Consider the following 13,341-nt stretch of genomic DNA (forward strand, 5'->3'; position numbering starts at 1 on the left):
GGTGGGGGTGTGAGCATTGTAGCAATGCGCGCACGAAGGGCGCGCACCGCGTGCTCACCCGCGGCGGCCACCGCTGACGCGCTCGATTCCGCCGAGATCGCGCCAGCTCTGCACCTCGCCATAGCCGGCGCCGGCCAGCAAGGCGCGCACCGCCGCGGCCTGGTCGTAGCCGTGTTCGAGCAGCAGCCAGCCGCCCGTTTCCAGGTGCGCCGGCGCGCCATCGATAATCGTGCGCAGCGCCGCCAGGCCATCGGCGAAATCGGTCAGCGCGCCGCTCGGCTCGAAGCGCAAATCGCCCTGCGCCAGGTGGACGTCGCCCGCGGCGATATACGGTGGATTGGCGGCGATCAGGTCGAAACCTTCCCCGTCCAGCGCGCTGAACCAGTCGCTGCGCAGGAAACGCACCCGGGCGCCGTTCGCCGCGGCGTTCGCGCGCGCCACGGCCAGGGCTTCGTCGCTGAGGTCGAGCGCGGTGACGACGGCATCCGGCCGCGTGTGCGCCACGGCCACCGCGATCGCCCCGCTGCCGGTGCCCATGTCGAGCAGGCGCGCGCGCGGCGCCAGGCGTTCCAGGCTCAGTTCGACGATCAGTTCGGTATCGGGGCGGGGAATCAGCACGGCGGGGTTGACCAGGAAGGGCAGGCCGAAGAATTCGCGCTGGCCCACGAGATAGGCGATCGGTTCGCCGGCCTGGCGGCGCGCGACCAGGGCCGCCAGCTGCACCGCCTCGTCCGAATTCAAGGCGCGTTGCGCATTCGTGATCAAGCCGACCCGCGTGAGACCGAGCACGTGACACAGCAGGATACGGTTTTCCAGCGGCGCCAGCGGCAGGGCGGCCTGCAGCGCGCCGACGGTGGCGCCGGCGGCAATCATCATCGCGCCTGGCGCGCGGCTTGGCGCATGCGCAGCACCCAGACCAGGGACAAGGTCAGCAGCACGAACCAGAGCGCCGACCATTGCGGGATCGACAGGCCGAGGATGCCGTCGGTGGCGCTCTCGCACAGGCCTTCGGCCTTGAACAGCCACGGCATCAGGGTGGCCGTCGGGAACTTGTTCAAGAGCGTTTCCATCGGATCGATACCGCAGGAAAAACCGGGATTGGCCAGCACATACAGGTGCTTGCCGACCACGCCCAGGCCGCCCAGCGCCGCCAGCAGCGCCACGCCGGCGCCGAGGCGCAGCTTGCCGCTGAGCGCCCCGGCCAGGGCGCCGATGCCGATGCCGAGGAACAGGTAGCGCTGGATCACGCACAGCGGGCAGGGCAGCATGTCATGGACCAGCTGCAGGTAGACGGCCACCGCGACCAGCGCGAAACTGATGAAGGAAATCGTCAGGAGGACAGAACGGGAACGTGGCATCGCGTGGGTGCTTTCGGGATCAAGGAAGTGGCGATTTTCGCATACGCGCGGAGCGCTCGCATTTTCACATCGGCAAGATGTGGCGGTCCGCGCATGGGTTCTAATCGCCCAGTGCCGCCAGCAACTCGGCCTGGTGTTCGGCCGCCAGCGCATTGGTCAAGTCGGCCAGGTCGCCATCCATGATGAAGTCGAGCTTGTACAGCGTCAGGTTGATGCGGTGGTCGGTGAGTCTGCCCTGGGGAAAATTATAGGTGCGGATGCGCTCGCTGCGGTCGCCCGAGCCGATCAGGCTCTTGCGGGTGGCAGCCTCTTGCGACTGCTGCTCGCGCAGCTGCACGTCCTTGATGCGCGCGGCCAGCACCTTCATTGCCTGCGCCTTGTTCTTGTGCTGGCTGCGGTCGTCCTGGCATTCGACCACGATTCCGGTGGGCAGGTGGGTCAGGCGCACCGCCGAATCGGTCTTGTTGATGTGCTGCCCGCCGGCGCCCGAGGCGCGGTAGGTGTCGATGCGCAGGTCGGCCGGGTTGATGTTCACGTCCTCGACCTCGTCCGCTTCCGGCATCACGGCGACGGTACAGGCCGAGGTATGGATGCGGCCCTGGGTTTCGGTGGCCGGCACGCGTTGCACGCGGTGGCCGCCGGACTCGAATTTGAGTTTCGAATACACGCCGTTGCCGATCACGCGCACGATCACTTCGCGGTAGCCGCCCAGGTCCGAACCCGACTCCGACACCATCTCGACCTGCCAGCGGTTACGCTCTGCAAAGCGGGTGTACATGCGCAGCAAGTCCCCGGCGAACAAGGCCGATTCGTCGCCGCCGGTGCCGGCGCGAATTTCCAGGAAAATGTTGCGCTCGTCGTTCTCGTCCTTTGGCAACAGCATCTTTTGCAAGTCGAGATCGAGCGCGGCCAATCGCGCCTTGGCCGCCTCGATTTCCTCCTGCGCGAATTCCTTCATGTCAGGATCACCCAGCATCTCCTGGGCCGCGCCGATGTCGCCATTCGCATCCTGGTACTGCCGGTAGAGCGCCACGAGCGGGCCGATTTCGGCGTGCTCGCGCGTCATCTTCCGGTAATTGTCCATGTTGGCGGTGGCGCTTTCATGGGTCAGCAATTCGTCGAGTTCGACCAGGCGGTTCGCGAGTTGGTCCAGCTTGGCCAGCATCGATGGTTTCATGGTATGTGCGCAAATAAAGGAGGAAGCGGGATGGTGCGAAAAGGCCAGGACGCGCCCGGGGGCGCAACTGCGGGCAGCGAAGCGCTAACGGCGGCCGCGGAACAGCTGCGGGAGCAGGCTGGCCAGGCGCGCGCGCTCGTCGCCTTGGGCGCGGTGCAGCGCCTGCTGAGGACCGTGCAGGAATTTGGCGGCGAGGCCTTTCGACAGCGCTTCGAGCACGGCGTCGGGATCGTCGCCGCGCGCCAGCAGCTTGCGGGCGCGTTCGAGTTCGGCCAGGCGCAGCGCCTCGCTCGACTCGTGCAACTGCTGGATGACCGGGACCACGGCGCGGTCGCCGATCCAGTGCATGAAGGAGGCGACCCGGGTTTCGATGATCGCTTCGGCTTGCGCCACGGCCGCCTGGCGGCCCTCCATGCCGGTTTGCACCACCTGCGCCAGGTCGTCGACCGTGTACAGGTAAACGTCGTCCAATCGCGCCACTTCCGGCTCGATATCGCGCGGCACGGCCAGGTCGGCCATGAAGATCGGACGATGGCGCCGCGCCTTGATTGCGCGCTCGACCAGGCCGAGGCCGAGCAGCGGCAAAGTCGAGGCCGTGCAGGAAACGACGATGTCGAACTGGGCCAGGCAGTCGGGCAGGTCGGCCAGGCGGATCGCGCGCCCGTCCAGGCGCGTGGCCAGCGACTCGCCGCGCTCCATGTTGCGGTTCGCGATCGTGATCGATTTCGGGTTGTGCGCGGCAAAATGCGCGGCGCACAGTTCGATCATTTCGCCGGCGCCGATGAACAGCACATGCTGGTCCGAAATGCTGTCGAAGATGCGCTGCGACAGGCGCACACAGGCGGCCGCCATCGAAACGCTGTGGGCGCCGATGGCCGTCGTGGTGCGCACTTCCTTGGCCACCGCGAAGCTGCGCTGGAACAGCTGGTGCAAATAGGTGCCGAGGCCGCCGGCCTGGTCGGCCGTGCGCACCGCATCCTTCATCTGGCCCAGGATTTGCGGCTCGCCCAAGACCATCGAATCGAGCCCGGAAGCGACACGGAAGGCGTGGCGCACGGCGTCGTCCTGCGGCAGCATGTACAAGTGCGGGCGCAGCTCGGCGAAGTTCAGGGCGTGATAATGGGCCAGGAACTGGGCCGATGCGTCGAGCGAATTGGGCACGCCGCTGGCGGCATAGAGCTCGGTGCGGTTGCAAGTGGAGAGAATGGCCGCTTCGTCGACGCCGCGCCCGTCGCGGCTGCCGAAGCGGCCGAACCACTCGCGTGCCGAATGCACTGCGCCCCCGAGCTGCTCGGGCCCGAGCGCCAGTTGCTCGCGCAGCGAGACCGGTGCGGTCGTGTGGTTCAGGCCAACGGCGAGCAATTGCATGCTGGGGCAGGGAAAGGGAAACGGTGATGTCCATTATACCCGCATGCACGCAGGGTTTCATGGGGCAATAAGGGGATGGGGAGGCGCCCGGGCCGCGCCGGGCCGATGCAGGCGGGCGTGGGCGCGGGCGCCCACGCTACCGAGCGATCAGTCTCACTGATTGCCGAGCTTTTCGAGACGGTAACCGTAGCTGTACACCGGCACCAATCTGAACCCGTTTTCGGGCCGCAAACTCAGCTTGTTGCGCACGCGCGAAACATGGGTATCCATGGTGCGCGAGGGCACGGCCGATTCGCGGACCCACACGGCTTCATGGATATAGGCGCGCGACAGGGGGCGCCCGATATTGCGGAAAAATAATAGCGCCAAATAAAACTCTTTCTGGGTGACATCGATAACGCTGCCGTCTTTCAACAAGCGGCCCGGACGCGTTTCGAACACGTAGGAGCCGAATTGGAGCTGCTCGGCGCCGGTCTGGGCCGGGTAGGCGCGGCGCAGCAGGGCCGAGACGCGGGCCACCATTTCGCCGCGGCGCAAGGGCTTGACCAGGTAGTCGTCGGCGCCGGCGGCCATGCCGGCCACGATGTCGTCTTCGGCGCTGCCGCTGACGAGAAACATCGCGGGCGCGTCGGGGGCCATCTTTTCCTTGGCACGGCGCAGGACGTCGGCCGCTTCCGGGTCGCCGGCCGGCCAGTCCATGATCAAGAGGTCGGCATTATCCTTGCGCAATTGCGCAAGCATTTCCTTTCCGTTCTCAAAGAATTGGCAGCTGTGGCCGGCGGCACTGAGCACCTGGCAAACCAGGTCAGCCTGGCTACGGTCGTTATCGAGGACGGCTATTCTCATGGAGGCACGCAATTGTCAAAGTCGTACTGTAGGAGACATCCTACAAGGTTAAACTGACTATAGCAGACTTTTACAAAATAATGCTACTCGTAAACTTCTGTTTTTGATCGAAAGTTTGGGAGTACGCCGGCAAGAAATGAATGATCGACCAGTGCTAGCCCGGCAGGCACTCAATTTCGATAATTTTTCGTGTAAGCGGCTCGCTTGTCCACATGCGCCTGAATTGCAACATTAACGACATAAAAACAACATATTTTAATAACGATATAACGCCTTGTCCTACACATTCGCTGATAGCGGGAGCAGCAGGGCATACGGATCGGAGACGCAAAAAAAAACGGCAGCGCCAAGCGCTGCCGTTGAGGCGAAAGGGCGGACCAGAATCAGGCGTCCGGCAGCACCACGTTAACGTCGAGCACTTCCAGGTTGCCCTGGCGGTCGAGCGAGATCTTGATGTCGTCCGCGTTGACCTTGGTGTACTTCGAAATCACTTCGATCAGTTCGCGATGCAGGGCCGGCAGGAAGTCCGGGCCGGTGCGGTTGGTGCGCTCGCGGGCAATGATGATCTGCAGCCGTTCCTTGGCCGCGGTCGCGCTCTTTTTCTTTTCGGGGAACAGGAAGGAGAGCAGGGCCATATCACTTTGTCCCGAAGAGTCGCTGCAACAAGCCTGGTTTTTCGTATTGCGTGAAGCGCAGCGGGCGCTCTTCGCCCAGGAAACGCGCCACCACGTCCTCATAGGCCTCGGCCACGTCCGTGCCCTTGAAGTGGATCGCCGGATTGCCCTGGTTCGAGGCGTGCAGCACCGATTCCGATTCCGGAATGATGCCGATCAGCGGAATGCGCAGGATTTCCTGCACATCCTGGTAGGACAGCATTTCGTCGTTTTCGACGCGCTTGGGCGAATAACGGGTGATGAGCAGGTGTTCCTTGACCGGCTCGCCGCCGGTCTGGGCACGGCGCGACTTGGCCTGGATGATGCCGAGGATGCGGTCCGAATCGCGTACCGACGACACTTCCGGGTTGGTCACGATCAGCGCCTCGTCGGCGAAGGTCAGGGCCATCAGCGCGCCGTGCTCGATCCCGGCCGGCGAATCGCAGATGATGTATTCGAAACCCATCTTGATCAGCTCGTCAAGAACGCGCTCGATGCCGTCTTCCGACAGGGCATCCTTGTCGCGGGTCTGCGAAGCCGGCAGGATGAACAGGTTTTCGCAGTGCTTGTCCTTGATCAGGGCCTGGTTCAGCGTCGCCTCGCCATTGACCACGTTGACCAGGTCGTACACGACGCGGCGTTCGCAGCCCATGATCAGGTCGAGGTTACGCAGGCCGACGTCGAAGTCCAGCACGGCGGTCTTGTGGCCGCGCAGGGCCAGGCCAGTAGAAAAGCTTGCGCTCGAGGTGGTTTTGCCCACGCCGCCCTTGCCGGACGTCACAACAATAATTCTTGCCACAAAAGTGTCCTTTACAGTATCTGGTAAGTGCCCGCTTATGCGCGCGACGATGCCGGAGTCAGCGATGATATATCGATCCGGTCGCCGACCAGGCGAATTTGTGCCGGCTGGCGTGCAAGCTCGGCCGGGAAACCCTCGTCGAAGGTGCGGTATACGCCCGCGATCGACACCAGTTCCGGCTGCAGCGCCAGGCCGAAAATACGCGAATCGGCATTTCCGGAAGCACCCGCCAGCGCGCGCCCGTGCATCGGCGCGTACGCATGGATGCTGCCGTCGGCAATGATTTCGGCGCCATTGTTGACCGAGGCCGTGACGATCAGGTCGCAGCCGCGCGCATACACACGCTGGCCGGCGCGCACCGGCGTGTCGACGATCATGGCCGGCAGCGCCACGGTCTGCGGCGGCGCCGCTTGCGGCGCGGGAGCCGCGACCGGCGCGACCGCGGCGCTGGCGGCGGTCGCCGCGGCCACGTCTTCGCGCGCACGGCCGGCGCCGGCGCCGTCGTCGAGCGCCAGGCCGCGCGCCTTGATCGCTTCCTGCATCTGCGCCGTCGCGCCGCGCACGGCAACCGCGTTCAAGCGGTATTTTTTCAACAGGTCGACCAGCGCGCGCCAGTCGATATAAGTCGGTTCGGGGCGCAGGGCGCCGACGTCGATCACCGCGAATTCGTCTTCGAAAAAGTCCGACACGCCGCCGGTCATTTGCTTGAGGGCCGCATCGATCGCAATCGGGTCGCTGGAGTGCAGGATCGCCGAGATGGCGACGACCGTGGAAATCTTGATTTCGATGGGCAGGCTGGACGGGCTTTTCGACATAAACGGTTCGGGTTGGATTAGCCCGTGCATTCTACTGTGAAATTTGCTGAAAAGGGCAGCATTTCCCCTATCATTCCATAGGGCAACTGAGGGCCGGGGGACCTTCCATATTTTGCCGAAAATCACCTTACGAAAACCTATTCTCGACCTATCGGCTTTACTGGTTGTTTTCTGTGAATAAGCTGATAAGATTGACTTCGCTCAAACGTAAACGTGGTTGTGAAACCTACCATTCGAGGTTTCCGCCAGGCCGCATCGGCAGCCGTGCATCGTATCTAGGTACATATGCCATCGCTACAGAGCAGACGGAGCGTATCGCTGCCCCTCAATCCTGGCCCAGCCAGAACCGGAGACAATAATGGAAGACGTCGTCATCGTAGCCGCCGGCCGCACCGCGGTCGGCAAATTCGGCGGGTCGCTCGCCAAGGTTCCCGCCGCCGAACTCGGCGCGCAGGTCATCCGCCAGCTGCTGGCGAAAACCGGCATCGACCCGGCCACCGTCAGCGAAGTCATCATGGGCCAGGTGTTGACCGCCGGCGCCGGCCAGAACCCCGCGCGTCAGGCCGTCATCAAGGCCGGCCTGCCCGACATGGTGCCTGCCTACACCATCAACAAGGTCTGCGGCAGCGGCCTGAAGGCCACCCACCTCGCCACCCAGGCGATCCGCTGCGGCGACGCCAGCATCGTCATCGCCGGCGGCCAGGAAAACATGAGTGCCTCGCCGCACGTGCTCAACGGCTCGCGCGACGGTTTCCGCATGGGCGACGCCAAACTGGTCGACACCATGATCGTCGACGGCCTGTGGGACGTCTACAACCAGTACCACATGGGCGTCACGGCCGAGAACGTGGCGCGCAAGTACGAGATCTCGCGTGCCGAGCAGGACGAGTTCGCGCTCAACTCGCAGCTCAAGGCCGAGGCGGCCCAGGCGGCCGGCAGATTCAAGGACGAGATTATCCCGATCGAGATCGCCTCGAAAAAGGGCACCGTCGTGTTCGATACCGACGAGTATCCGAAAGCGGGCAGCACCATCGAGGCGCTGTCGAGCCTGCGGCCGGCCTTCAACAAGGAAGGCACGGTGACCGCCGGCAATGCTTCCGGCCTGAACGACGGCGCCGCCGCCGTGATCATGATGAGCGCCTCGAAGGCGCGCGAACTGGGCCTGACGCCCATCGCCCGCATCAAGGCGTATTCGTCCTCGGGCCTGGACCCGACCATCATGGGCATGGGCCCGGTATCGGCCTCGCGCCTGTGCCTGCAAAAGGCCGGCTGGACCCATGACCAGGTCGAGCTGATGGAAATCAACGAAGCCTTTGCCGCGCAAGCCGTGGCGGTGAACAAGGAAATGGGCTGGGATACGTCGAAGATCAACGTCAACGGCGGCGCCATCGCCCTCGGCCACCCGATCGGCGCTTCCGGCGCGCGCGTGCTGGTGACGCTGCTGCACGAAATGGTCCGCCGTGACGCCAAGCGCGGCCTGGCCAGCCTGTGCATCGGCGGCGGCATGGGTGTGGCGCTGGCGGTCGAACGCGACTGAGCGGATTTGCGGTTTTTTTGAAAGGGTCACGAGAAACTGTTTGACGACACGTTAAGCGGACCCTCCGAGTCGGACAAAATAACAGGAGAAGACAATGGCACGAGTAGCATTGGTAACTGGCGGTATGGGCGGTCTCGGCGAAGCCGTATGCATCAAGCTGGCGGCACTGGGCTACAAGGTCGTCACGACTTATTCGCCAGGCAACACCAAGGCCGAGAGCTGGCTGGCCTCGATGCGCGAGCAAGGCTTGGACTTCAAGGCGTATCCATGCGATGTGGCGGACTACGATTCGGCCCAGGCCTGTGTCAAGCGGGTCGAACAGGAGGTCGGTCCGGTCGACGTGCTGGTCAACAACGCCGGCATCACGCGCGACATGACCTTCAAGAAGATGGACAAGGTGAACTGGGACGCCGTCATCAAGACCAACCTCGACTCCGTGTTCAACATGACCAAGCCGGTCTGCGATGGCATGGTCGAGCGCGGCTGGGGCCGGATCATCAACATCTCGTCCGTCAACGGCCAGAAGGGCGCCTTCGGCCAGACCAACTACTCCGCCGCGAAAGCCGGCATGCACGGCTTCACCAAGGCGCTGGCGCTGGAAGTGGCGCGCAAGGGCGTGACCGTCAACACCATTTCGCCCGGCTATATCGGCACCAAGATGGTGATGGACATCCCGAGCGACGTGCTGGAAAGTAAAATTATTCCGCAAATCCCGATGGGCCGCCTCGGCAAACCGGAAGAAGTTGCCGGCCTGGTCGCTTACCTGTCCTCGGACGAAGCGGCCTTCGTCACCGGCGCCAACATCGCCATCAATGGCGGCCAGCATATGTACTAATTGTTGATGTGCGTTGGAAAGCGCGGTTTGAACAACAAGCGCTTGCATAACAAGAAGACTGCAAGCACCGCCGCGGCGGTGCTTTTTTTTTGCGCGGCGCGGCGCGGCGGCGACGGCGCGCCAAGCGCACGGCCCGTTCGCTGCTTTTTTTGTATCCTGTGCGCAGAAGCCACTTCCCTGAAAACCATGACCACCGATGCCCGGGCAGACGTGCTCGCCGTTCCCAAAGCGTTGCGCTACGACCATTTTATCCGGCGCGTGGCCGATACCGGCCGGGTCTGGGGCCTGGTGCAGGACGGCTGGGCCATCGGCAAGGCCGGCGACGGCGCCCTCGTGTTCCCGCTGTGGCCCACGAGCGAGCTGGCGCAGCAATGCGCCGTGCTCGAATGGGAAGGCTATGTGCCGCAGGAATTTCGTTTACAGGAACTGGTTGATGAATTGCTGCCCCAGCTCGAAGCCGACGGCATCCTGCCGGGCATTACCTGCACGCCCGACGAATACGGGCTCACGCCCTCGCACGCCCAGTTGCGGTGCGACTTGAACAAGCGGCTGCGCCAGCGCGCCGCCTTGCCCCATGACCCTGTCGAATAAGGCATCACGCCATGCACACCCTCCCGTACGACGGCCTGGCGCTGGCGTCCCTCGATGAACAATTGCTGCAGCCCGGCATCAAGGGCTTGCCGCTCACCGAAGCGCTGCGCCAGGGCGCGATCGGCGTACAAGGCTGGAACATCCTGCATGCCGATACCAGCTTCCCGGTAGCGGTACTGAAAACATCCGCCCTGCGCCATAACCTGGACTGGATGCGGCGCTTTTGCGCGCGCTACGGGGTCACTCTGGCGCCGCACGGCAAAACGACCATGAGTCCGCAATTGTTCGGCGCCCAGCTGGCCAACGGCGCCTGGGCCATCACCCTGGCCAATGCGCACCAGATCCAGGTCGCGCACCGCTTCGGCGTGCGCCGCGTGCTGCTGGCCAACCAGCTGGTCGCGCCCAGCGATGTCAAGGCCGTGCTGGCGCTGCTGCGCGGCGATCCGGACTTCGAGTGCATCGTGCTGGCCGATTCCATGACGGGCGTGGCGCGCCTGGCCGAGGCCGTGGCTTGCCAGCCTTTGGCGCGCCCCTTGCCGGTGCTGGTCGAACTCGGTCTCGCAGGAAAACGCGCCGGCTGCCGCACCCTGGAGGCGGCGCTGACGGTCGCGCGCGCGATCGCCACCGCGCCAGGGTTGACACTGGCCGGCTTCGAGGGCTACGAAGGATTGCTGGTGACCGAGGACCGCGGCGCCGACCTTGCGGCCGTCGGCGCCTTCCTCGCGCACCTGGTGGCACTGGTGCGTACGGCCGACGACGAAGGCTTGTTTGCCGGCGCCGAGATCGTGCTCACGGCCGGCGGTTCCACCTACTTCGACCTCGTCGCGCGTGGTTTCCAGGAGGTCTCCGGGCTGTCGCGCCCGCTGCGCGCGGTGCTGCGCAGCGGCTGCTACCTGACCAGCGACCACGGCACCTATGAACGCATGATCGGCGAGCTCAACGAGCGCGAGGGCGAATCCGACGGCTTGCGCCCGGCCCTCGAGGTGTGGTCGATGGTGCAGTCGCGCCCGGAGCCGACGCTGGCCATTCTGACCATGGGCAAGCGCGACGTTTCCCATGATGCCGACCTGCCGCGCCCCCTGTTCTACCACCGGCCCGGTCCCGGCATGCCGCACGCGCTGCCGGCGCAGTCCCTCATCGTCAAGCTGAACGACCAGCACGCCTACCTGCGCCTGCCCGACGGCCATCCCTTGTGCAGCGAACTGGCCGTCGGCGACCTGGTCGCTTGCGGCATTTCCCACCCGTGCACCACCTTCGACAAGTGGCGGCTGCTGCTGGGTGTGGACGACGATTATCACGTGCGCGGAGTCTACAATACGCTCTTCTGAAACGGCGTATCGGTAGGCTACAATCCTTGCTCGACCTTCAAGAGAGCCGCCATGCCCGCCACCCCGCCATCGCTGTTCCCGCCGATCCAACCGACCCGCCACGGGATGCTGGCCGTCGACGCGCTGCACACGCTCTACTGGGAAGAGGTGGGCAATCCGAATGGCATTCCGGTGCTGTTCCTGCACGGCGGCCCGGGCGCCGGCCTGTCCCCGCAGCACCGGCGCTTCTTCGATCCGCATGCCTACCGCGTGATCCTGTTCGACCAGCGCGGCGCCGGCAAGTCGACTCCGCTGGGCGAATGGCGCGACAACACGACCCCGATCCTGGTCGAGGACATCGAACGCTTGCGCGTCATGTTCGGCATTTCCCGCTGGCTGGTGTTCGGCGGCTCCTGGGGCTCGACCCTGGCGCTGGCCTACGGCCAGGCCCATCCCGAGCGCTGCCTCGGTTTCGTGCTGCGCGGGATTTTTCTCTGCACCAAAGCCGAAGTCGACTGGTTCCTGCACGGCGTGCAATGGTTTTATCCGGAACTCTACGCGGAATTCATCGCCCCGATTCCGCTGGAGGAGCGGGCCGATTTGCTGAACGCCTATGCGCGGCGCCTGCTGTGCGACGATCCCTCCCTGTACTGGCCGGCCGCGCGCGCCTGGAGCCGCTTCGAAGGCCGGCGCGTGTTCCTGCTGCCGCAGGAAGAAGAGCAGCCTTCCGACACGCTCGACCTGGGCGTGGGCCGCCTGGAAGCGCACTACATGGCCAACGGCGCCTTCCTCGAAGAAGACCAGCTGGTACGCGACATCGGCCGCATCGCCCATCTGCCGGCCGTCATCGTGCAAGGCCGCTACGACGTGATCTGCCCGCCGCTGTCGGCGTACCGCCTGCATGCGGCCTGGCCGGATTCGACAATGCGCATGATCCCGGACGCCGGCCACGGCGCGCTCGAGATGGGCATCGCGCGCGCGCTGGTCGGCGCGACCGAACAGTTCAAGCGCCACGGCCGCTTCGATTGAGCCGGTTAAGCCCGACGCGGCTGCTACACTACGCCTGACACACCCACAATGCCAATAAACGTGTTTTCATGAATATCCAGATTAGCGACATCGGCCACATGATCCAGCTGGCGATCGCCCCCGTCTTCCTGTTGACGGGCGTGGCGACCAAGCTGACAGTGCTGACCAACCGGCTCGGGCGCATCATCGACCGCACCCGCGTGCTCGAGGACCGCCTGCGCATCGGTCCGAACGACGAGTACACCGAAGAACTCGGAACCCTGTACACCCGCTCGCACCTGATCAACTACGCCATCACCTCGAGCACCGCCTGCGGTTTCCTGGTCTGCCTCGTGATCGCGATGCTGTTTCTCGGCGATAGCGCGAATATCAAGCTGGACCGGTACATCGCCGCCTCCTTCGTGCTGGCGATGTTCGGCCTGATCTTCAGCTTCGTCTTTTTCCTGCGCGAGATCTTCATTTCATCGCGCTTCATGCGCATGCGCCACGACGTCAGCCTCGCAAGCGGCGAGCGCCGCACCGGATGACGCATCCTCCTATCGAATCGAGTACCCCATGCACGACTACCAGCGCCCCCCCACTTTGCACCGCTACGGCATGCGCGACGAGCTCGAGCAGGCATTGAAAGCCGGCCAGTTCCGCCTGCTGCCTGTCGGCGGCTTCCTGACCCTGTCCTTTTCCCAGGCCTGGAACAAAAGCCTGTTCGAGGTGCTGGGACCGGCCGACTGCTGCCTCGTCATCCACAACAGCGAAGAGTTCGGCGAACGCCTGCACCGCGCCGTCCAGCGCGCCCTGCCGAACTGGGCCGGCATCGACGGCGCCGTCGCCTACGGCAGCCGCTCGCCGCTGGGCGCCGCCTTCAGCAAGAGCGGTGCCGAAGCGCGCGAGCAGGAATGGAAGTTCGCCTGGCGCTCGCTGTCGCCGGGCGCCAGCCTGCATCCGGTGACGGTGAAAATCGGCAGCATCGAGCAGTTCGCGGAATTGCGCGCGCCGGAGAGCCACCTGGTGTGATGCCGGCGTGGCGGT

Annotated in this window: 15 protein-coding genes; 7 read left to right on the plus strand and 8 right to left on the minus strand. The window is 64.6% G+C overall.

Annotated elements, in window-relative coordinates:
- Positions 1-54: 54 nt before the first annotated feature.
- The 8 genes from prmC to minC form a co-directional block, all read right to left on the minus strand.
- Positions 55-873 (minus strand): peptide chain release factor N(5)-glutamine methyltransferase, encoded by an 819-nt coding sequence (gene prmC / locus ACFPOU_RS07110; protein WP_379719026.1) that lies wholly within the window; start codon positions 871-873, stop codon positions 55-57.
- Positions 873-1,358 (minus strand): disulfide bond formation protein B, encoded by a 486-nt coding sequence (locus ACFPOU_RS07115; RefSeq protein WP_379718730.1) that lies wholly within the window; start codon positions 1,356-1,358, stop codon positions 873-875. Before ACFPOU_RS07115 ends, prmC begins: the two co-directional genes overlap by 1 nt.
- A gap of 100 nt (positions 1,359-1,458) precedes the next feature.
- The gene (gene prfA / locus ACFPOU_RS07120) at positions 1,459-2,535 is read right to left on the minus strand and encodes a peptide chain release factor 1 (protein WP_379718733.1); all 1,077 of its coding nucleotides are present in this window, start codon (positions 2,533-2,535) and stop codon (positions 1,459-1,461) included.
- Positions 2,536-2,619: 84 nt separating this feature from the next.
- On the minus strand, positions 2,620-3,903 hold the full coding sequence (hemA, locus tag ACFPOU_RS07125) for a glutamyl-tRNA reductase (protein WP_379718736.1): 1,284 nt from the start codon (positions 3,901-3,903) through the stop codon (positions 2,620-2,622).
- Positions 3,904-4,056: 153 nt separating this feature from the next.
- The gene (locus ACFPOU_RS07130; protein ID WP_379718739.1) at positions 4,057-4,749 is read right to left on the minus strand and encodes a response regulator transcription factor; all 693 of its coding nucleotides are present in this window, start codon (positions 4,747-4,749) and stop codon (positions 4,057-4,059) included.
- A 383-nt stretch (positions 4,750-5,132) separates the two neighbouring features.
- Complete coding sequence (minE, locus tag ACFPOU_RS07135; protein WP_193687891.1) at positions 5,133-5,384, minus strand: cell division topological specificity factor MinE; 252 nt, start codon at positions 5,382-5,384, stop codon at positions 5,133-5,135.
- A 1-nt stretch (position 5,385) separates the two neighbouring features.
- Positions 5,386-6,201 (minus strand): septum site-determining protein MinD, encoded by an 816-nt coding sequence (gene minD / locus ACFPOU_RS07140; RefSeq protein ID WP_379718743.1) that lies wholly within the window; start codon positions 6,199-6,201, stop codon positions 5,386-5,388.
- Between the two features lie 35 nt (positions 6,202-6,236).
- Positions 6,237-7,016 carry a septum site-determining protein MinC gene (minC, locus tag ACFPOU_RS07145; RefSeq protein ID WP_379718746.1) on the minus strand — a complete coding sequence of 260 codons (780 nt, stop codon included), beginning with the start codon at positions 7,014-7,016 and terminating at the stop codon, positions 6,237-6,239.
- Between the two features lie 358 nt (positions 7,017-7,374).
- On the opposite strand from minC, the gene ACFPOU_RS07150 reads away from it, so the two are divergent.
- The 7 genes from ACFPOU_RS07150 (at position 7,375) to ACFPOU_RS07180 (ending at position 13,326) form a co-directional block, all read left to right on the plus strand.
- Complete coding sequence (locus ACFPOU_RS07150) at positions 7,375-8,553, plus strand: acetyl-CoA C-acetyltransferase (RefSeq protein ID WP_379718749.1); 1,179 nt, start codon at positions 7,375-7,377, stop codon at positions 8,551-8,553.
- A gap of 94 nt (positions 8,554-8,647) precedes the next feature.
- On the plus strand, positions 8,648-9,388 hold the full coding sequence (gene phbB / locus ACFPOU_RS07155; protein ID WP_379718752.1) for a beta-ketoacyl-ACP reductase: 741 nt from the start codon (positions 8,648-8,650) through the stop codon (positions 9,386-9,388).
- A gap of 186 nt (positions 9,389-9,574) precedes the next feature.
- Positions 9,575-9,979, plus strand: coding sequence for a DUF2750 domain-containing protein (locus tag ACFPOU_RS07160; protein ID WP_379718755.1), 405 nt, complete (start codon positions 9,575-9,577; stop codon positions 9,977-9,979).
- A gap of 11 nt (positions 9,980-9,990) precedes the next feature.
- On the plus strand, positions 9,991-11,307 hold the full coding sequence (locus ACFPOU_RS07165; protein WP_379718758.1) for an amino acid deaminase: 1,317 nt from the start codon (positions 9,991-9,993) through the stop codon (positions 11,305-11,307).
- 51 nt (positions 11,308-11,358) lie between these two features.
- On the plus strand, positions 11,359-12,315 hold the full coding sequence (gene pip, locus ACFPOU_RS07170) for a prolyl aminopeptidase (protein WP_379718761.1): 957 nt from the start codon (positions 11,359-11,361) through the stop codon (positions 12,313-12,315).
- A 68-nt stretch (positions 12,316-12,383) separates the two neighbouring features.
- Positions 12,384-12,842, plus strand: a complete 459-nt coding sequence (locus tag ACFPOU_RS07175; RefSeq protein ID WP_379718764.1) for a DUF2721 domain-containing protein — start codon at positions 12,384-12,386, stop codon at positions 12,840-12,842.
- A gap of 28 nt (positions 12,843-12,870) precedes the next feature.
- The gene (locus ACFPOU_RS07180) at positions 12,871-13,326 is read left to right on the plus strand and encodes a hypothetical protein (RefSeq protein ID WP_379718767.1); all 456 of its coding nucleotides are present in this window, start codon (positions 12,871-12,873) and stop codon (positions 13,324-13,326) included.
- Positions 13,327-13,341 lie beyond the last annotated feature (15 nt).

This window comes from Massilia jejuensis, from assembly GCF_042656795.1.
GTDB classification, from domain to species: Bacteria; Pseudomonadota; Gammaproteobacteria; order Burkholderiales; family Burkholderiaceae_D; genus Telluria; species Telluria jejuensis.